We start from the raw sequence: 20,409 nt of genomic DNA, 5'->3' as shown, positions 1-20,409 counted from the left end.
GATAAGTACCTACGTTTTCACCAACGGCTCTGGTCAATGCACCGGTGAAACTATCACCCGTTACCAATGCCGGGGCAAATGTATAAGTTAGCGCAGGATCAGCATCGCCATAGGTTTTGCTTTTCGCTGCCGCCGTTACGGTTACCGTTTTCTTGCCAATGGTTAAATCTGCACCCACGTAAGTTAAGGTATAGTTGCTGTTTAAAGCCAGCGTACCCTGGTTGATCGGATAAGTACCTACGTTTTCGCCAACGGTTCTGGTCAATGCACCTGTGAAAGTATCACCCGTTACCAGTGCCGGGGCAAAAGTATAAGTTAGCGCAGGATCAGCATCGCCATAGGTCTTGCTTTTCGCTGCTGCGGTTACCGTTACTGTTTTCTTGCCAATGGTTAAATCTGCACCCACATAAGTTAAGGTATAGTTCGCATTCAGCGCTAACGTACCCTGGTTGATTGGATAAGTGCCTACGTTTTCACCAACGGTTCTGGTCAATGTGCCGGTGAAGCTATCACCCGTTACCAGTGCCGGGGCAAATGTATAAGTCAGTGCCGGATCAGCATCGCCATAGGTTTTGCTTTTCGCAGCAGCAGTTACGGTTACTGTTTTCTTGCCAATGGTTAAATCTGCACCCACATAAGTTAAGGTATAGTTCGCATTCAGCACTAACGTACCCTGGTTGATCGAATAAGTACCTATGTTTTCGCCAACGGCTCTGGTCAGGCTTCCTGTAAAAGTATCACCTGTTACCAATGCCGGGGCAAAAGTATAAGTCAGCGCAGGATCAGCATCGCCATAAGTTTTACTTTTCGCTGCCGCGGTTACGGTTACTGTTTTCTTGCCAATGGTTAAATCTGCACCTACATAAGTTAAGGTATAGTTGCTGTTTAAAGCCAGCGTACCCTGGTTGATCGGATAAGTACCTATGTTTTCGCCAACAGCTCTGGTCAGGCTTCCTGTAAAAGTATCACCCGTTACCAATGCTGGGGCAAAAGTATAAGTCAGCGCAGGATCAGCATCGCCGTAAGTTTTACTTTTCGCTGCTGCGGTTACGGTTACCGTTTTCTTGCCAATGGTTAAATCTGCACCTACATAAGTTAAGGTATAGTTCGCATTCAGCGCTAACGTACCCTGGTTGATCGGATAAGTATCTACGTTTTCGCCAGGTACTCTTGTCAGGCTTCCTGTAAAAGTATCACCAGCTACCAGTGCCGGGGCAAATGTATAAGTCAGTGCCGGATCAGCATCGCCATAAGTTTTACTTTTCGCAGCAGCAGTTACGGTTACTGTTTTCTTGCCAATGGTTAAATCTGCAGCCACATAAGTTAAGGTATAGTTCGCATTCAGCACTAACGTACCCTGGTTGATCGGATAAGTACCTATGTTTTCGCCAACGGCTCTGGTCAGGCTTCCTGTAAAAGTATCACCTGTTACCAATGCCGGGGCAAAAGTATAAGTCAGCACAGGATCAGCATCGCCATAAGTTTTACTTTTCGCTGCCGCGGTTACGGTTACTGTTTTCTTGCCAATGGTTAAATCTGCAGCTACATAAGTTAAGGTATAGTTGCTGTTTAAAGCCAGCGTACCCTGGTTGATCGGATAAGTACCTATGTTTTCGCCAACAGCTCTGGTCAGGCTTCCTGTAAAAGTATCACCCGTTACCAATGCCGGGGCAAAAGTATAAGTCAGTGCCGGATCAGCATCGCCGTAAGTTTTACTTTTCGCTGCTGCGGTTACGGTTACCGTTTTCTTATCGATGGTTAAATCTGCACCCACATAAGTTAAGGTATAGTTCGCATTCAGAGCTAACGTACCCTGGTTGATCGGATAAGTACCTACGTTTTCGCCAACGGTTCTGGTCAATATGCCGATGAAACTATCACCCGTTACCAATGCCGGGGCAAATGTATAAGTCAGCGCAGGATCAGCATCGCCGTAAGTTTTACTTTTTGCTGCTGCGGTTACCGTAATCGTTTTGGGTACGATGTCAAATGTTTTACCTGGTGTAAAAGTAAGCAAGTAATTACTGCTTGCGGCAAGTGTACCTTGTGTAATAGCATAAGAACCCACACTTTCTCCAACCGCGCGGCTTAACAATCCTGTTAACCCATCTGTAGCATACAGGCCTGAGCCCCCAATTGTATAGCTTAAAGCCGGATCAGCGTTGCCGTAAATTTTAGATTGGCCGGTATTGGGCGTTACAGTAACCGGCCTTTTTGTAATGGTTAAAGCCGTCTGGTTACCCGTCGCCTGCAGAAAATTATAGTTAACTGCGGTTAAACCGGTTCCGTTTACAGCAAATGAACCCACTGCACTACTGATGGTAGCCGCAGTGGTAAAACTAAGTGTTCCCGTGGTCGCAGTTCCAATATTTTCACCGTTTACAAAGCCTGTAACGGTTCCGGTAAGGGCAGGTACAGCATCTCCATATATTTTTGATTTAACATCTGCCTCATAAGTTAAGGTTGCTTTGTCAACAGCACTTGCAGGTATGGTTATTACAGGACTATTCGCACCCGGGCTGGAAAGGGTCACGCTGCCTGAAATATTGGTATTGGCTGCAGCCGTTGCTTTCAAACGTACATAAAGTGTACCTGATACTGTACCTGAGGTACCAATGGTAGCAGTATTGCCGTAGGTAATATTATTCGCACTTACCTCAAAATTAGCAGTTGACGATGGCGTAGCCACAATGCCAGCCGATAAGCCAGACCCGAAAAGGGTAATACTGGTCGAGGTAGATGCGGTTCCATAGACTGTATTTAAAGCTGATGGAAAGTTTGCCGCTGAAGCTGTGATTAGTTTTGATTCCACATAGCTAATGGAAAATTGCGTTGCTGCAGCGTTTCCATTTCCAGCTGGATCAGAAGCCTGGTTAGCAGGAACATTGATCGTTACGGTACCATTTGCAACAGGAATAGCATTAAATGTATAAGTTGTACCACTTCCTGCAAAATTGCCCAGTGTTGCATTGGTGGCCGTGATTCCAGTCAGCGAAAAACCAGTAACAGGCTCAGAAAACGTTATCGTAAAAGGGATCGGAGAAATACCCGTTGATCCGCTGGCGGTTGAGGTGATCGTTACAGTCGGTAAAACCCCGTCAATTATAATAGCCTTATTTGCACCCAGCGAACCCGCAGCGCCAGGCGATGCCAGGGTTAGCGGAGCATTGTTGCCCGCTGCATCTTTTATCGTTCCCCCATTCAGGGCAAGAGCGGCCGTCCCTGCATAATCCAGGTCAGCAGATAAATCGCCGGGCTGAACGGTATAATTAAAGGTTAAACTATTTGTGCCAGAACCTGAGGAATAAGCAGCAAGCCTGTCAATGGCTCCGGTCTCCAAGGATAGCTGAGGAGTACCTGTAACCGTAACGGGTTCAGAAAAAGTAGCAGTTATTGAAATTACATCACCTATCTTATACAAGCCGTTAGCAGTAGAAGCATTTACATTGCTCACCACCGGCGCAATGCCATCAACTACAATGTTCTTGTTTGCGCCCAGAGAGCCTGCGGCTCCGGGAGTGGCAAGGGTTAATACCGTATTGTTTCCGGCCACATCCCTGATTGTTCCCCCGTTAAGTGAAAGAGCACCTGTAGTGGAATAATCCAGATCTGAAGAGATATCTCCTGCCTGGACGGTATAATTGAAAGTCAAAGCGCTGGTTCCGGAACCTGAACTGTAACTCACAGTCCGGTCAACAACCCCGGTTTCCAGGACGAGTTGCGGGGTGCCTGTTACACTAACGGGCTCTGAAAAATTGACCGTAACAGCGATGACATCGCCTAACTTATAAGTACCATTAGCGTTAGCAGAATTCACGCTGCTTACTGTTGGTAATATACCATCAATTATGATATTCTTATTTGCACCCAGTGAGCCCGCAGCCCCTGGAGCTGGCAGGGTCAATATTGCGTTGTTACCTGAGCCATCCTTAATCGTTCCACCATTAAGGTTAAGTGCGGTCGTTCCTGCATAATCCAAATCAGCAGAAACATCCCCGGCCTGAACAGTATAACTAAAAACAAGCGTACCGGATCCGGAACCTGAAATGTAATTAACAACCCGGTCAATACTTCCTGTCTCCAAAGTCAGCTGTGGCGTACCGGTTACCGTTACCGGATTAGAAAAATCTATGGTCAGGTCCAGTGTATTGCCCACTCCATAGGTAGCATTTGCTGCAGTCGAGCTTAGCCCTGTAATGGTAGGACCTGATACTACAGGTGTATAATTGATCTGGAACTGGGCAGATGCAGCATTGCCGTTGCCCGCTAAATCCTGTGCGGCATTGGCAGCAATATTGATGGTTACTGTTCCGCTTGCAGCAGGTACTGCATTGAAAGTGTACGTATCACCGCTTCCTGAAAAACCATTGATCGTTGCGTTACCCGCAGTGATATCACCTGCCACAAAATTTGTTACCGGCTCCGAAAATGTTACCGTGAACGGGATCGGCGAATTCGGGGTCGACCCGCCCGATCCTCCTGCGCTACTGGTAACAACCACCGTCGGACTGGTCGTATCTATGGTAAAGGTATTAGTATTACTATTCGGGCTAACGCTGTTCCCGCTAACCTGTGCAGTAGCGTAAACCGTATGGGGGCCCTGCCCAAGGGTAGTTGGCTGTGCGAGCGACCAGGCACCACCCGCAGCTGCTGTAGCAGTAGTGCTTAGTGCTGAGCCATCCACATAAACCTTAACTGTAGCATTTGCATCAGCGGTACCGCTATAGGTCGGAGTGGTAGTAGCCACAACACTCCCATTGGCAGGAGTAACGATTACCGGTGCCGCAGTTTGCGATGTGGTAACCTTTACCCAGTTAAATGCGTCCAAACCCGCATAAACATAAGCTCCACCTAGAGTAACCTGCATTTCATCAATAATGATATTGGAATAATTCTGACCGTTAAGATTGGTCAGATCGATGAGTGTGTAGCCGTTGGTAGTGCCCAACGAGGTTGCAAAACCTGTTGTCTTGGTCTGGGTAAACTTGGTCACTCCGCTGAGCTTGCCGGTTACCGTAAGGGTACCCAAAACATTTTGCTGAAGCGAAGTATTGGATAAAAATATCCAGAAACGGTTTACCTTAAAAAGATTGGAAGTTGTCTTTATACTAAAAGAGGCAGAGCTAGCCACTGCCCCGGTACCTGAATTATCGATATACCGGTTGTCGTTAGCCGTTCCGCTCCATCCGGTACCAGGATAATTTCCCTGGATATCGAAGATACCCACATGGGAGACGATATTGAAAACAACCCCATTGTCGGTAAAGCTGGTTGAACCATGGGATTCCGTTTCAAAGGTCTCGGTTGTACTCTGCGCATGCAGCGTTACCGTGAAGACCAAAAAAAGCATTAATAAATAGTAGCGTTTTTTCATTTATTTAGAATAAGAAAGGTGCAAAAGATGGCGCCTGTTACCGCAAACCGGATGCAGTCCTGTTTGACGCAGCGTATAAAAAAATAATTGGATTGTGTTGTCTCACGTCGGACTGATTCTGGCCGTTCGTCTTGAAACTACCAGGTTCCTGGTTAAAAATCGAGCTGACAGCTGGCACAAAAGTGTGCATCCCCGGAATTTTAAAAGTTTGGTGATCTGAACATACCTGTTCTGTCCTGGTAAATAGCATAGAAAGCCATCAATACCAGCTAAGATCCCAGAGAAAGGATAAAGCAAATAAGAGCGCATATCGGTTAGAATATGAGATGATTAATTATCTCACAAAGATGGGAAAAATAATAATCTAACGCACTACAAAACAATAAGAGCCACATTATATCACCAATTTTTTACATTCACAGCTCATCTAAAATTAATGCTAAAAATTGCCAAAGGTATTTGGTCGGCTTTTACCCTCACGCTCTAGAAATGGTACCAAGTATAGTAGAGCGTATATGCAGCTGAAACGATTTAGGTCTGTATATCATATTTTATTTGGATTTATTCTAAATAAACATACCTTTGCAAAAAAAATGCCACAACAGACTGGAACTCCGTGTGGCATTACCGGGTTTAAGCCCGGATACCTTTAACATCTAATTAAAAGTAAATGCAATTTAAGAAAATTTTATTCTTTGGTGTGTGCTGCACCGGAATATTTGCAGCGCATGCCAGTTCTGGTACTTCGCTGACAGGATATTGTACCAATCCTGCAGATAGTCTTGTTCAAAACCGCAACGATGAGCAAACTGGTGTAGTGCGTGGAAGGATCACCACTGCCGACGGTAGCGTGGCCGCTAATGTAAGTGTAGTTTTAAAAGGCACTCGCTATGGTTCGGTAACTGACGAAGATGGATTTTACCAGATCAGGCGTGTTCCGGTTGGTGATTATACCCTGGTCGTTTCGGCGGTTGGCCTTTACCCGAAAGAAAAGCAGATACATGTATCGTCGCGCGGCACCGTGATTGCTGATTTTTCTTTGAAAGAAAACCGTTCCGAATTAGACGAAGTACAGATCAGCACGAATAAAAAAAGATATAAAGTGGATAAAGTATCACCTTCCTTGCGGTTACAATCTCCCCTGATCGAAGTACCACAGAACATCCAGGTCTTAACCAGCAAAATACTGGCAGACCAGCAGGTATTTGATATTGTTGACGGGGTAACCAGGAATGTGAGCGGTAGCTTGCGCGTAGGCCATTGGGATGCCCAATATGCCAACATTTTTATGCGTGGAACCAGTATTCCGGCTTTCCGGAACGGCATGAATCAAAAAATGCCCTGGGGCCCATTAGCTGACGATGCCGCAACTATCGATCGCATTGAATTCGTAAAAGGTCCTTCTGGTTTTATGATGGCCAATGGCGAACCCGGTGGTATTTATAACGTGGTAACCAAGAAACCTACCGGTCAAAACCGCAGTTCGGTAAGTGTAGCCGGTGGAGGTTATAACCTGGGCCGTGTCGCTGCTGATTTGGATGGTAAATTAAGTCGCGATGGCCGGTTATTGTTCCGCCTGAACCTAGCTGCACAAACCAAAGACAGTTACAACAAATACAATTACACCGATAAATACATTATTGCTCCCGTAATTAGCTACCAGGTGGATAGCAATACCTTAATCACGGCAGAATATACGACCCAGCATGTAGAAGCCCAGGCACTGGGTTCATACGGCTTTTCACCGAAAGGATTTGGCGATACAGACCCCAGTTTCTTTCTTGGCGATCCGGCGCTCGACCCTGCAAAGCTTTATGACCACAATGCCACCGTTTATGTGAGCCACCGTTTAAATAATGACTGGAAGATAAATGCCCAGGCAGCCTATTTGCGTTATGGTTTAGATGGAGGTACCCCGTGGCCATCGAAAATCGCACCAAATGGCGATATGCGCCGCTACCTGAACATCAGTGAAGAACTGGCCATCAATAAAAATATCCAAATGAGCCTGATGGGCGACCTGACTACCGGGCCTGTTGTGCACCGCATTTTGGCCGGCCTTGATATGGGCAACCTGAAAACATGGGGCGATTTTTCAAGCGTACAACAGCCCGATCTGCAATTGGCAAACAACGCTACATTTAACATTTATAACCCTGTTTACGGCATTCCTTTTACCAATATCCCTTACTTCGATCGTTCGCGCAGCATTCAGAACCGTTCAGGATCAAATGTATATGCCACTAACCTCACCTATACCGGTGCCTACCTGCAGGATGAGCTCCGCATGCTGGACGGACGGGTTCGTTTAACCCTGGCCGGCCGTTTTACACATGCCGTAACCGTGGGCAAAACCAACCTTACGCAGCTATCTGACAATGTTTTTAGCCCAAGGGCCGGTTTGAGTGTAACCCTGGCGAAAGATTTCAGTGCCTATACCCTGTATGACCAGAGCTTCCTGCCTGTTGCCGGCCAGGACTATGCCGGAAACCCTTTCAAGCCGATCCGCGGTAACAACATCGAACTGGGCCTTAAAAAGGATTTTTTTGACGGTAAATGGAACGTAACCGCTGCTGCCTTCCGCATCAAGAAGAAAAATGTGTTAACTGCCGACCTCGATCCGGCGCACCTGGCGCTAAATCCCAATGCCCAGATCCAATTGGGAGGCATCACGTCAAAAGGTATTGAACTGGATATCAACGGGGAAATTACCCGCGGCTTAAACGTTGTATTAAATTATGCGCTAACCGATGCCACGGTAAGTGAAGATGCTAAACCAGAACTGGTGGGCAGGCATACCCCTAACTCTGCGAAGCACATTACCAACGGCTGGTTATCTTACCGCTACCAAAAGCAAGGGGCTTTGTTGAACGGTTTTGGGCTGAGTGCGGGCTACCAGATCCAATTGGACCGTTATGCCGGATCTACCACTGTTCCATTGATGTTACCAGCTTATTACCGTTTTGATGCAGGCGTTTCTTACGAAAAAGGTAAAATAACCATTGCCGCTGTAGTGAATAACCTGTTAGATCGCAGGCTGCTTACCCAGGGCTCGTATACCAAACTGGCAACAGAAACGGCAACATCCGTTTCGTACTATACCTATATCTATGAGGTTCCACGCAACGCACGATTGAGCATTACTTACCGGTTTAAATAATCACACCCGATCAATAAAAACAGGCACCATGACCAAAACCCGAAATCAAGGAAAGAAAAAGCAAAAAGACACACTTTTTAAGCGCATCAACAATTGGTTGCACTTGTGGTTAGGTTTGATATCCGGCGTCATTGTACTCATCGTATGCCTCACCGGGTGCATCTGGGTATTTAATGAAGAAATTACCGGGCTGCTGGAGCCTAACACCAAAGTAGCCTGGCAGGATAAGCCCGTGGTTAAACCCTCCGAGTTAATGCGCATTGCCGCTAAGCTTTACCCGGAGAAAGTGCCATCGTACGCCAATTACCAGCAAGGCAGGGCTATTAATTTAAATTTACGGGCCGCCAATGCCGCCCCGAGGGATCGTCGTACGGGAAATACCATCCTCAAAGTAAATCCCTATACGGGCGAGGTGATCAGTACTGAAGTGCACCAACCGGGCGAATCAGATTTCTTCAGGTTTATTTTAAACGGACACCGTTTTCTCTGGATGCCTGCCCAAATAGGGCGGCCAATAGTTAACTACGGCACCCTGATTTTCGTTGTTTTACTGATTACCGGGCTCATCTGGTGGTATCCAAAAAAATGGAATCAATCCACTCGTGATAAGAGTTTTAAGATCAAATGGGGCGCCTCTTTTAAACGGGTAAATCTCGACCTGCACAACGTACTCGGTTTTTATGCTTTATTGTTCCTGCTGGCCATCGCCCTTACCGGAATGGTATATGGTATTAAATGGTATAGTGAGGGCATATACTGGGTGACATCAGGCGGCGAAAAGCTGGCAGCATACAAACGGCTGGACTCAGACTCTACGCTGAAAGGAACGGGCTATACCCCGGAAAAAGCGATGGATGTGGCCTGGAACCGGGTTATTGCCCGCCACCCTGAATCGATGGGTTTTTATTACAGTTTTGCCGATACGGCTGATGCCAAGGCCGCCATCAACATTACCGTATACCCAAATAAAGGGCAGTTTTACAATAGCCAGGGTTACACGTTTGACCAGCATACCCTGCAGGAGTTAAAACGACAGGATGCCTATTCTGTAGCCTATGCACAAGCTTCTTTTGGGCAGAAATTGCGAAAGATGAATTACGATATCCATGTTGGCAGTATTTTGGGCTTTCCGGGCAAGGTACTGGCCTTCCTGGCCTCACTTATTGGCGCCAGCCTGCCGATTACCGGATTCCTGGTATGGTATGGCCGGAAATTTAAGAAAAAGAAACCGGCAAAGATTTTGGCGAAGCAGCCTGCCAAGACCTTGCCGGAACCGGCAGAACAATTACTCGTAGAAATATAAAGGCAAAGCCCCGGATCCAAAGCCGGGGCTTTGCTATATTAAACAAACTTTTTGAAATAGAAAGAAGCCTTCGGTTAGAAGATGGCCGGTATTGCAATAAACAGTAAGGCTTAAACTGATAAGCAATTCCTAAAAGTACTGTAGTTTGAAAGTAGCTCTTTGCCCGTTTGGTAACTTTAACCGGTAGGTAATTTAATAGATCACTGAGGTCTTTTGGGTAGCTTCATCCGTTAACCACAAAATGGAAAGCCGGGCCAAATGATCTCATTGCAATTATTTTAAATTCTCGCCATCTTTAAAATGTAACCGCCTAAATACAAGGCCAGATAGTATGGTCAAAACACCCACAACAAGAAAGGTGTACCTGAACGCATTGTGGATATCATCATGTATGAGTTTCACATCCCCGCGAAATAACTTCAGGACAATCAGCCCGAAAGCAACGCCAAACCCAATCGCAAGTTGCTGGTTTACAGATATCAGCGAATTACCGCTACTGGTATGATACTCACGCAGATCAGCAATTGAAATGGTGTTCATGGCCGTAAACTGAATGGAATTAAAAAACCCCATCACCACAATGATCGGTACATAATAATAAATAGAGGCACCTATTGCAGGGATAGCCATCGTGCAGATCAGGCTCCCGATTATAAAAGTATTGGCCATCAACGTTGTTCTGTAACCAAACCTGTTCAGAATTTTTATAACCTGCGATTTCGCAATAATAGCCGTGAGTGCCATGGGTGCAATAATCCAGCCCGAAACGACTGCAGATTGCCCGTAAGCGATCTGGATCATCATGGGCAACAATAAAGGTATCGCACTGATGCCCAGCCGGGTGGCAAGGTTACCAAGTATACCTACCCTGAATGTTCTTACCTTAAATAAATTCAACGGGAAAATAGGGTTATTGTCTGTTACAGCATGCCGGTAATAAAAATAAAGCATTAACACCCCAAGTGATAAAATAGCCAGGGCAGGTGTGGTATAAACAACATTTCCGAAGAGTTCGAGCGAAATGGAGAGAAACAATGATGCAGCAGCAAAAATTAAAAATCCCCGTAAATCAAAATCAATCACCGCAGACCGGTAATCAGGCATATACCGCAAGCTGAGCACAATCCCCAAAACGCCCATCGGTATATTGATCAAAAATATCCAGTGCCACGACAGGTAATCTACCATATATCCCCCCACAAGTGGACCTAAAACAGGGCCAATGAGCGCAGGTATAATTGCAAAATTCATGGCTTTCAATAGATCTTTCTTCGGAAAACTCTTAACCAGTGCTAATTTTCCAACTGGTGTCATCAAACTTCCACCTACGCCCTGTATTATCCTTGAAATTACCAGTTGGGTCAAATTTCCGGAGAGCGAACAAAAAAGTGATCCCGCACTGAAAAGTATTAACGACAGGATAAATACTTTCTTCGTACCAAATTTATCGGAGAGGAAACCACTCACCGGCATAAAAACAGCCAGTGTTAATACATAACCAATAATGGCATTTTGCATATTCAACGGAGATTGATGGAGATCCTTTGCAATGGCCGGCAGCGATGTATTAAGTATGGTCGAATCGAGCATCTGCATAAAAATGGCCGTAGCCAGGATCATGGGCAATACGCGCCTTGTAGCTTCTATATTTTTCAGTTGTAAATTTTCTGGCATAGCTAAATTTTGGGCCTGTACTGATGAAACAGGGCAAACTTTCCTTGTCTGCTGGTTTCCACATTCATCTTATACACGGCTATATCTTAAATGGCATTCAATAGATAAATATAAGCAATAGCCGCCTGTCGAAACCCGATTTTTTATCAAAAGTAGAAACTATTCTTAAGCTCCGTAATGGGATTTCCCCGAAAAATTCGATTTAGAAAAACCTTCAAGATCGAACCGCCCAAATGGCAGACGCATTCAGCCGTATTTATCTGATTAACAATAAATTAATAGGTAATAAAAAAGCAAAAGACTGCTTAAAATCTCTTGCCCTGTTAAGGGTCATTAGCGACCTAATTCAAACCATGCCATTGATGAATGGATTGAAATTAGGTGGTTTTCCTAAAATTTTGGAGAAAAATTAATAAAAAATGAAGTCATTTAATTTAAATCTACTAACTATTGATCAAGAAGCCATTAGGGAATACTTTTAAATCCATTTAAAATAGAAAAAAGCAACTTGTATAAAAGTTGCTTTTTTCTATTTTATCTTCTTTTGAATTATTTTGACTTTTCTAAAACGCTTTTTAAATTAGCCATAAATCTTTTACCATCTTCTTCTGTTCGAATAGCTTTTGAAAGACTATCTTCATAGGAATTATTGCTTGTGCGTCTTTTTTCTCCAGACGCTTTTTGGTGGCTAGTTACTTTCTTAAAATGTTCTAGCTGTTGTTGCATACGTGGATTCATATTACAAATATAATAAATAAATTTTACAACAATTAAAATTTATTTTAATGAAAACATATAATATCCATATAATTGTTTTCTATCCCTTAAGTAATCAAATGGCTCAATAATAGGTTTAAAGAGTGGATTTCCTTGATCATCTCTTTCGACATCGATTTTGTTTCTTAATAGTTTCACATACCAATCTACCCCAACACAAACAAAAAAATCTGACATTAATTCCCTATTTAGTATGAACATGCTATGGTATAGGTTTGCACGAATATCATCCGAGCCATCTAAACCAATAACGCTATCCTGTCTATCATTCAAAAAATAATAGGCGACAAAAATAGCAGTCGATAAAACTTTGCTGACATCCTGGTGCTTGAGTCTTATCTTATCATCTATCGATCCAGTTTCATCAACCGGACCTAAACAGAGATTATAAACCTTCGATAAGAAGGGATCTGGATGCAAAGAAAGCTTAACATGTATATGTATAAGGCCTCCATTTGTCTGTGGAGCATCAAATTCCGCAATTAATTCATTTCCATTATCATTTACAGCATTTACATCATAAATATTTTGCAGATCTAATCTTACCATTTTCGAATATACGAATTATGAGAAAATCTATAAATTATCAATCATTTGAAAAAGACTCAATAAGTGAAATCTCTATGCTAATTCAGCTGTCGCAGCAATAAACCCTAAACAAAAAATCAGGCGTCATTTGTTCTATTCAAAAATGCAAATTATCCAAAACTAAAAAAGTCTGTAATTTCAAACCATGCCATTGATGAATGGATTGAAATTAGGCGGTTTTTCTAAAATTTTGAAAGAATATTTATTCTGTAATATACTTAACAGGGTTAAATCCAGTGGCAATAAAGTTGATGGATAAAAAAATTATAACTTTGATAAAAAAGGTGATATGCATATATTGGTTATCGAAGACGAACAGAGAGTTGCTGGCCTGCTTCAAAAAGGATTAGAAGAGCAGGGATTTACTGTTACCTTGGCCTATGACGGAGAATTTGGAAAAAGATTAGTATTTTCAAATAAATATGATTTAATCATTACCGACATAATTCTCCCTAAAGTTAGCGGGATTGAACTATGCAAGGAAATAAAAACCAAATGTCCAACTGTTCCGATTATTATGCTTACCGCATTAGGTACAACAGATGATAAAGTAGAGGGTTTTGATGCAGGTGCAGACGATTATATGGTTAAACCTTTCGATCTGAGAGAATTATATGTCAGAATTCGGGCACTATTGAAAAGGAATTCACTTGAATTGAAATCTAAAGAGCCTATCACTATATATGGAGATCTTCAATTGAACAATGATACCAAAACTGTAACCCGTTCCGGTAAAGAAATCAACCTGACTCCAAAAGAGCTTAAGTTATTGGAATACATGATCCAGAACAAAGAAAAGTTGCTGACCAGAACAGAGATTGCAGAAAAGGTATGGGATACCCATTTCGATACCGGAACCAATTTTATCGATGTCTACATCAACTACTTGAGAAAGAAAATCGACAAGGACTTTACCTACAAGCTCATACATACTAAACCTGGCCTGGGCTTTATATTTAAATATGAAAATCCGCAATAAGCTAACCTTGCTGTTTACTGGTATTGTTGCTGCAATTTTCCTCGTTTTTGCACTTGTTATTTACCTCTCTTATAATAAGAACAGGAAGGAAGAATATTACAAACAACTGAATAATATTGCCATTACCAAGGCCAAATTGCTCTTGGATGCAAAGATTTCTCCTTCAGTACTACAGCTGATCTACAGGAATTCCCAAAATGCACTCTATGAAGAAGAAGTGGCCATCTACGACACCTCATTCCATCTGAAATACCATGATGCGGTTGATATCGATAAGGTAAAAGAGACTCCCCGGATGATTGATGAAATCGTTAAAAAGCAACACATTGAATTCTATCAGGGCAAAATGCAGGTCGTGGGTATTTTATACAGGCACAAGACAGGAAACTATGTACTGACTGCTGCCGCTAATGATCAGCTGGGCTATGCCAAACTAGCGAACCTGAAGTACACCTTGATCATTGCATTTCTGTTCACGATTATACTGATCTACCTAAGCGGTCTGTTTCTTGCAAATAAGGCCCTTAAACCTGTCTCTGACCTGATTGATGAAGTTGAAGAAATTACCGCTACCAATCTGGATTTAAGAATCAGGGAAGGTAATGGCAAAGATGAGATAGCTGAGCTAGCCATTACCTTTAACGCCATGCTTAACAGGCTGGAAAAATCATTTGACGCACAGAAAGAAGTCGTCTCTAATATATCCCATGAACTCAGGACCCCACTTACAGCCATGTTGGCCGAATTACAGCTCACGTTAGAAAAGGATCGCAGTACCGAAGCTTATAAAGAATCGATTGTCCACGCAATAACTGATGCCCAAAAGTTGGTCCGTTTATCCAACAGCCTATTAGATCTAGCTAAGGCTAATTATGACCTTACCGAAATCGCATTCAGGGAACTTCGAATAGATGAGCTGATCCTCGACGCCCGTAGTGATTTACTGCATGTACAGCCTGGCTATAAAATCAATATTATCTTCGAAACTGAAATAGAGGATGACGATTTCATCTCAGTTATGGGTAATGAATACCTTTTAAAACTCGCTTTTATCAATCTAATGGAAAACGGTTGTAAATTCTCAAAAGCAGAGGAAATTACAGTTGCCATCAACTATTTCAGCGACAAAACCATTCTGCGTTTTCAAGACCAGGGCATTGGCATTGATGAAAAAGATTTCCCACATATTTTTACCGCCTTTTACCGTGGAACCAACCATGGTTTTGCCTCAGGAAATGGGATCGGCCTTTCACTGACTAATAAGATTGTGGAACTTCATAGCGGAACAATCACCTTACAATCAAAAACTGCTGAAGGAAGTACTTTCACCGTTGAAATTCCTCACGTTTAGTTCAATGCTATTCTAATCAAATTCTAATGAATTTCTAAGCCTTCCCTAACGGAAGGCTTTTTTTGTATACCCTACTTTTGTCGCACTTAAAAAAATCGAAACGGACATTGATCCTGAAATAATACTTCAGTTTTAACAACCCAGCTAAACCAGGCAAGTCTCTTTTAGGCGACCCTGAGGCGTTGGGACTTTATCTTATCATTATGCCAAAAAGAAAACAAGTGGAATATCAGCTATTGGCGGCCCAAAAACGACATCCAAGCATAATATCTTTTTTAATCCCTAAAAAATATCCAGTGGCTAAAAATAAGGTCAACGCTTCTGCCTTAAAGGGCATAACCTGTTTCTCTGGGCTAACAAAACAGCTCATCATACAATTACAGTATAAAGATTTAATATAAATCACAGAAATAAGAAGCTATCATAAGCATACCGTTCATGACGGGTAATAAATATACTCGTGAACGATTCATCACCACTAAAAATAAATTCACTATTCAATATTAATTCTGATGAGAATACTGGCTAACATCAACAGAACCATGCAAAAAAAAACAACAGCTGAAAGGAACCTGGATAAACAGTCCTCAACCCGCTTACTAAGGGTTGCCGAAGAAGGATATCAATTCATCTATGCCATACTCGAAAGTAGCGAAGGTGGCCTGTCACGAAGCGAGGTAACCGCCAGAAGGAAAAAATTCGGCTTTAATGAAATTGCCCACGAAAAAGCACCGGCTTGGTATATTCAGCTATTTCAGGCTTTTTTAAATCCATTCATTGGGGTGCTGATCATACTTGCTGTCGTTTCATTCATCATCGATGTGCTAATTGCGGCCCCTAATGATCGCAGTTATAAGACGGTGATCGTAGTTGGGGTAATGGTCATGCTCAGTTCGATTTTACGCTTTTGGCAGGAATACAGCAGCAACAGGGCGGCAGAATCGCTAAAGAGTATGGTAAAGACTACCGCAACCGTACTCCGTAAGGGCATGGAGAAAGCGGAAATCAACATCACAGAACTTGTTCCAGGCGATATTATTTTTTTGAGTGCGGGAGACATGATCCCCGCCGATTGCAGGTTGATGCAGTGTAAAGATCTGTTCGTGAGCCAATCGATGCTTACCGGCGAATCACTTCCGCTTGAAAAAAGAGCAGCGCAACTAGGTAATGTCAAAAACACCTCCCCTCTTGAACTCGATAACATTTGCTTTATGGGAACAAACGTAGTCAGCGGTACGGGAATGGCCATTGTAGTCAATACTGGAAATGCCACCTATTTTGGCACCATTGGCAAGGCAATTACGGGAAAACGGGCCGAAACAAGTTTTGATAAGGGTATCAATAGGGTGAGCTGGCTATTGATCAGATTTATGGTCGTGATGGTGCCGCTCGTATTTCTGATAAACGGACTGACTAAAGGTGATTGGTTTGAAGCGCTGCTGTTCGGAATTTCGATAGCCGTTGGACTTACTCCCGAAATGCTACCAATGATCGTAACTGCTAACCTGGCCAAGGGAGCTAAGAACATGAGCAAGCGAAAAGTGATTGTTAAACGTTTGAATGCCATCCAGAACATTGGAGCCATGGATGTTCTCTGTACGGATAAAACCGGTACATTGACCATGGACAAAATCGTACTGGAACGGCACCTGAACGTTTTTGGCAATGAGGATGATGAGGTGATGAAGTGGGCATACCTGAACAGTTTTCACCAGACCGGATTAAAAAACCTATTGGATGTTGCGGTATTAGAACATGCAGAAATCCATAGCTGCATCAATGCAGATGAACATTTTTCTAAAATTGATGAAATCCCGTTTGATTTCCAAAGGAGAAGGATGAGCGTCATCCTGGAAGAGAAAAACGGAAAACACCTGCTGATCTGTAAAGGGGCAGTAGAAGAAATGCTCGATCATTGTTCTCACGCCTTTGATCCAGGAGAGAATAAGCAACTTCATATTGAAAATGATAAAATTGTCCCAATGGACAATGCCATGCGTAAGATTGTGCTTGACACATCTAGAAAACTAAATGAGGAAGGTCTTCGTGTACTGTTGGTAGCCATTAAGGAAGCTGATAAAAGACCGCTTACCTATTCCGTTTCCGACGAAACCAATATGGTGCTTACGGGTTTTATTGGGTTTCTGGATCCAGCTAAGCCCTCTGCCAAACCTGCAATTGAAGGATTACAGAAGCTAGGCGTAAACATTAAGGTACTTACTGGTGATAATGAAATCGTAACTAAAAAAATATGCCGCGATGTAGGCATTCCGGTAAACCATATCCTGCTCGGTAAGGAAATTGAATTATTAAACAACGAACAGTTAATAAAAAGGTTGGATGAAACTAATATCATGGCAAAGCTAAGTCCAATACAAAAGTCGAGGATTGTTAAGCTTTTGCAGTCAAAAGGGCATACGGTTGGTTTTATGGGAGATGGCATCAATGATGCAGCTGCTCTTAGGGACGCAGATGTAGGTATCTCTGTCGACACCGCTGTAGACATAGCCAAAGAGAGCGCAGACATTATCCTGTTGGAAAAAGACCTGGTGGTTTTACGCAAAGGGGTGATCTATGGAAGAAGAACTTTTGGCAACATCATCAAATATATCAAAATGACAGCCAGCAGCAACTTTGGAAATATGTTCAGTATGCTTGGTGCAAGTGCCTTTTTACCATTTTTACCTATGTTACCAATCCAGCTGTTGGTACAGAACCTGTTGTACGATATTTCCCAGACCTCCATTCCATGGGACAGCATGGACGAAAATTTTATTGAAAGGCCACAAAAATGGGATGCGGGTGGCATCAGCAAGTTCATGCTGTTCATTGGGCCAATCAGTTCCATATTTGACTATGCTACCTTCGCAGTGATGTGGTTCGTATTCAAGGCCAATATGCCCGGACATCAGAGCCTTTTCCAGAGTGCCTGGTTCATAGAGGGACTACTCTCCCAGACCTTGATCGTGCATATGATCAGAACAAGAAAAATACCCTTCATCCAGAGTTGGGCGGCAACTCCCGTTGTTGCACTTACCTCATTGATCATGTTCATTGGAATATTTATACCTTTTTCTCCAATTGCCGGTGCATTAAAGCTACAACCTTTGCCACTGAGTTACTTTCCGTGGCTAATTGGTATTCTGGCAGGTTATTGTGGACTTACTCAATTGATTAAAACATGGTTCATTAAAAGATTTAACCAGTGGCTTTAATAGTATGCAGCTTTTGCATTTAATCGTTTACAGGTAATTATTTCGGGCATTAAATATTACATAAAGAAAATTGGATGAGAAAAGAATTTCATTACATGCTGGCCATGTTAGTGGCTGGTATATATTTTTGTAGCTGTAAAAGCGTACAAACTGTAACTGAGATACCTACAGATGTTTATACTGTTTCCGCGAAGGAATATACTCTGCTAGACAGCGTAGCAAAACAGCTTCCCTCACAAAAACACATTAAGGTCGAAGTTGAGGAAACCAATGGCATAGTTAGACTCAAACCTGTTTCTCAAAAGTTAAGTTCCTTGGAAATAAAAATGTCATCCATAAAAAACTTAAAGATCTATCGATATACTTTTGATGTGGATGTATTGACCATACCATTTAAGATCCGTCCACCGGTAAAGGGATTTCCACAGCAGCTGAATCCAAATTTTAGTGCCGCCATTTATCTGGGTCGCAGAAGGGACAGCTATCGCATCAGTTCTGCAAAGCCTAGAGGCTCTAAGAAGTTTAAGGTTAGCGGTGTTGGTTACGGATACGGTGGCTTTATAGGCTTGGGTGCAGTAACCATGAACCCTTTTGTAACCAAACAACAGCTTGATTACGAATATGATGGATTTGTAATCAACGGCGGCTTTGCTGGCATTTATGATGCCAAGAAATTTAACCTGGGATTTGCTGTAGGCGTTGATTATCTTCTTGACAAGAACAACACGAATTGGATTTATCATGGAAGCCCCTGGTTCGGCCTATTATTTGGCGTCAACCTGAATTAGCTCTATCTTTTCCCAGAACGCCCCAATTTGCCTCCGAACCAAAAAAGACTAAGACATATACTGTTAAATCATTCACCAACAAAATGTTATAATCAAAGATTGAGTTTTTTAACCATTCGGCACCGGCCAGGGTGTCCATATAGAGTGCTAACCATAAATCGGCCTCTATCGTTAAACAAAGATTTTAAATTGCGTAAAAACAAAAAAAGCCCTTTAAGATATCTTTAAGGGCTTTGGATCAGTAACGGTGCGTAATTCCAACCATTTTGTGGACGAATTGATTGAAATAGGTGGTTTTTCGAAAAAAACCAAGGAATAATTATATAAAATAGAGATTGTTTTTTCCACTTTTAAAAAGATTAGTATAATTAAGTTTAAAGCGGTAATCTGGTCTTTCCGCTATGCATTTGGTAATTTTTTCTATTTCCTGATAATAGTCATGACGTCTATAAATAAGAATATATTTTTTTTCAATTAAATTTTCAGTTATAAGCATATCATCTCCTAATTAATAATATTTACGAATTGGGGAAAGGTCTTTTCTACTTACCTCCTTACCATTACCATTATGCTTCATCATCATTTCTTCAAACTCTAGTCTGCTAATTTTGATCGCTTTTTGTTTCTTCATATCTTGTGAAAATAAAGAGTCTGCTATCAGAATTAATAACATTGATATTAAAAATAATTTATTTTTCATTATTTGAACGAATATCCCCCTCTTAAAGAGCATTATGTATTTCGCCACGGAATCACTCATCATAGTAGTATTGTAGAATGTGATTTGATAACAGCTTCCAACGATTTGAAAATTCCTGAAAAAGAAAAGCCCCAACTTTTGCAAGTTAAGGCCTTTCGAAACAGCATGTTCCTTAGCTAATATGAGATCATATTACGAATCTCCACCGCTGATAAAATTCCCTGAATTGATTATTAGCAATATTCGTTGTTACAATCGCTAAATCTAGCATACCATTTGCCATCATAATAGTAATCTACCAATTGACATCCGTTTTCATCTCGAAGGTTAGACACGATATACTTAGGTCCCCCAGCTAAACCACCAAATACAGCTTTGGAACTTTCGAAATTTAGCTTCTTGTTTTCCAATGAAGACAAGCTTTTTTGCATCGCTTTTAACTTAATCATTTTCTTTTAAATTTAATATTTGATTAATAAGCGCCAACTTACCCTGGCGTT

The 20,409-nt window shown here is 42.4% G+C and carries 13 protein-coding genes; 7 read left to right on the top strand and 6 right to left on the bottom strand.

The annotated features are described in order from the left end of the window. The coding region (locus GGQ60_RS12165) for an MBG domain-containing protein (protein WP_183764275.1) at positions 1-5,374 on the bottom strand (5,374 nt) is incomplete at its 3' end. Positions 5,375-6,044: 670 nt separating this feature from the next. On the opposite strand from GGQ60_RS12165, the gene GGQ60_RS12160 reads away from it, so the two are divergent. Both GGQ60_RS12160 and GGQ60_RS12155 read left to right on the top strand, forming a co-directional pair. Beyond that, a complete protein-coding gene (locus GGQ60_RS12160; RefSeq protein ID WP_183764272.1) occupies positions 6,045-8,534 on the top strand; it encodes a TonB-dependent receptor in 2,490 nt (829 codons plus the stop codon). 28 nt (positions 8,535-8,562) lie between these two features. After that, positions 8,563-9,837 carry a PepSY-associated TM helix domain-containing protein gene (locus tag GGQ60_RS12155; protein ID WP_183764269.1) on the top strand — a complete coding sequence of 425 codons (1,275 nt, stop codon included), beginning with the start codon at positions 8,563-8,565 and terminating at the stop codon, positions 9,835-9,837. Between the two features lie 273 nt (positions 9,838-10,110). Here the strand turns inward: GGQ60_RS12155 and GGQ60_RS12150 are convergent, their stop codons facing one another. Continuing rightward, positions 10,111-11,511 carry an MFS transporter gene (locus tag GGQ60_RS12150; RefSeq protein WP_183764266.1) on the bottom strand — a complete coding sequence of 467 codons (1,401 nt, stop codon included), beginning with the start codon at positions 11,509-11,511 and terminating at the stop codon, positions 10,111-10,113. Between the two features lie 233 nt (positions 11,512-11,744). Here GGQ60_RS12150 and GGQ60_RS22895 point away from each other — a divergent pair, with 233 nt between their 5' ends. Beyond that, complete coding sequence (locus tag GGQ60_RS22895) at positions 11,745-11,924, top strand: hypothetical protein (RefSeq protein ID WP_221235935.1); 180 nt, start codon at positions 11,745-11,747, stop codon at positions 11,922-11,924. Positions 11,925-12,060: 136 nt separating this feature from the next. Here GGQ60_RS22895 and GGQ60_RS12145 read toward each other — a convergent pair whose 3' ends face one another. Both GGQ60_RS12145 and GGQ60_RS12140 read right to left on the bottom strand, forming a co-directional pair. Further along, a complete protein-coding gene (locus GGQ60_RS12145; RefSeq protein WP_183764263.1) occupies positions 12,061-12,237 on the bottom strand; it encodes a hypothetical protein in 177 nt (58 codons plus the stop codon). 51 nt (positions 12,238-12,288) lie between these two features. Next, positions 12,289-12,837: a DUF6934 family protein gene (locus GGQ60_RS12140; protein WP_183764260.1), complete on the bottom strand. Its 549-nt coding sequence runs from the start codon at positions 12,835-12,837 to the stop codon at positions 12,289-12,291. 328 nt (positions 12,838-13,165) lie between these two features. Between GGQ60_RS12140 and GGQ60_RS12135 the strand changes: the two genes are divergently transcribed. The 4 genes from GGQ60_RS12135 (at position 13,166) to GGQ60_RS12120 (ending at position 19,209) form a co-directional block, all read left to right on the top strand. Beyond that, a complete protein-coding gene (locus GGQ60_RS12135; protein ID WP_183764257.1) occupies positions 13,166-13,855 on the top strand; it encodes a response regulator transcription factor in 690 nt (229 codons plus the stop codon). After that, positions 13,839-15,206 carry a HAMP domain-containing sensor histidine kinase gene (locus GGQ60_RS12130; protein ID WP_183764254.1) on the top strand — a complete coding sequence of 456 codons (1,368 nt, stop codon included), beginning with the start codon at positions 13,839-13,841 and terminating at the stop codon, positions 15,204-15,206. The genes GGQ60_RS12135 and GGQ60_RS12130 overlap by 17 nt, the downstream gene beginning before the upstream one ends. Before the next feature lie 512 nt (positions 15,207-15,718). Then, positions 15,719-18,421, top strand: coding sequence for a magnesium-translocating P-type ATPase (gene mgtA, locus GGQ60_RS12125; RefSeq protein ID WP_221235934.1), 2,703 nt, complete (start codon positions 15,719-15,721; stop codon positions 18,419-18,421). A 74-nt stretch (positions 18,422-18,495) separates the two neighbouring features. After that, the gene (locus GGQ60_RS12120; RefSeq protein ID WP_183764248.1) at positions 18,496-19,209 is read left to right on the top strand and encodes a hypothetical protein; all 714 of its coding nucleotides are present in this window, start codon (positions 18,496-18,498) and stop codon (positions 19,207-19,209) included. A 508-nt stretch (positions 19,210-19,717) separates the two neighbouring features. Here GGQ60_RS12120 and GGQ60_RS12115 read toward each other — a convergent pair. Beyond that, positions 19,718-19,909 (bottom strand): hypothetical protein, encoded by a 192-nt coding sequence (locus tag GGQ60_RS12115; protein WP_183764245.1) that lies wholly within the window; start codon positions 19,907-19,909, stop codon positions 19,718-19,720. A 233-nt stretch (positions 19,910-20,142) separates the two neighbouring features. Beyond that, positions 20,143-20,358: a TIGR04139 family peptide modification target gene (locus GGQ60_RS12110; RefSeq protein ID WP_183764242.1), complete on the bottom strand. Its 216-nt coding sequence runs from the start codon at positions 20,356-20,358 to the stop codon at positions 20,143-20,145. Positions 20,359-20,409 lie beyond the last annotated feature (51 nt).

Origin of the sequence: Pedobacter zeae (genome assembly GCF_014196715.1) — a bacterium.
Lineage (GTDB): Bacteria > Bacteroidota > Bacteroidia > Sphingobacteriales > Sphingobacteriaceae > Pedobacter > Pedobacter zeae.
This window is presented reverse-complemented; position numbering and strand designations above follow the sequence as displayed.

Coding starts and splice junctions, on each gene's coding strand:
- GGQ60_RS12160 (WP_183764272.1), top strand. CDS start 6,045: ATGCAATTTAAGAAAATTTTATTCTTTGGTGTGTGCTGCACCGGAATA.
- GGQ60_RS12155 (WP_183764269.1), top strand. CDS start 8,563: ATGACCAAAACCCGAAATCAAGGAAAGAAAAAGCAAAAAGACACACTT.
- GGQ60_RS12150 (WP_183764266.1), bottom strand. CDS start 11,511: ATGCCAGAAAATTTACAACTGAAAAATATAGAAGCTACAAGGCGCGTA.
- GGQ60_RS22895 (WP_221235935.1), top strand. CDS start 11,745: ATGGCAGACGCATTCAGCCGTATTTATCTGATTAACAATAAATTAATA.
- GGQ60_RS12145 (WP_183764263.1), bottom strand. CDS start 12,237: ATGCAACAACAGCTAGAACATTTTAAGAAAGTAACTAGCCACCAAAAA.
- GGQ60_RS12140 (WP_183764260.1), bottom strand. CDS start 12,837: ATGGTAAGATTAGATCTGCAAAATATTTATGATGTAAATGCTGTAAAT.
- GGQ60_RS12135 (WP_183764257.1), top strand. CDS start 13,166: ATGCATATATTGGTTATCGAAGACGAACAGAGAGTTGCTGGCCTGCTT.
- GGQ60_RS12130 (WP_183764254.1), top strand. CDS start 13,839: ATGAAAATCCGCAATAAGCTAACCTTGCTGTTTACTGGTATTGTTGCT.
- mgtA (WP_221235934.1), top strand. CDS start 15,719: ATGAGAATACTGGCTAACATCAACAGAACCATGCAAAAAAAAACAACA.
- GGQ60_RS12120 (WP_183764248.1), top strand. CDS start 18,496: ATGAGAAAAGAATTTCATTACATGCTGGCCATGTTAGTGGCTGGTATA.
- GGQ60_RS12115 (WP_183764245.1), bottom strand. CDS start 19,909: ATGAAAAATAAATTATTTTTAATATCAATGTTATTAATTCTGATAGCA.
- GGQ60_RS12110 (WP_183764242.1), bottom strand. CDS start 20,358: ATGATTAAGTTAAAAGCGATGCAAAAAAGCTTGTCTTCATTGGAAAAC.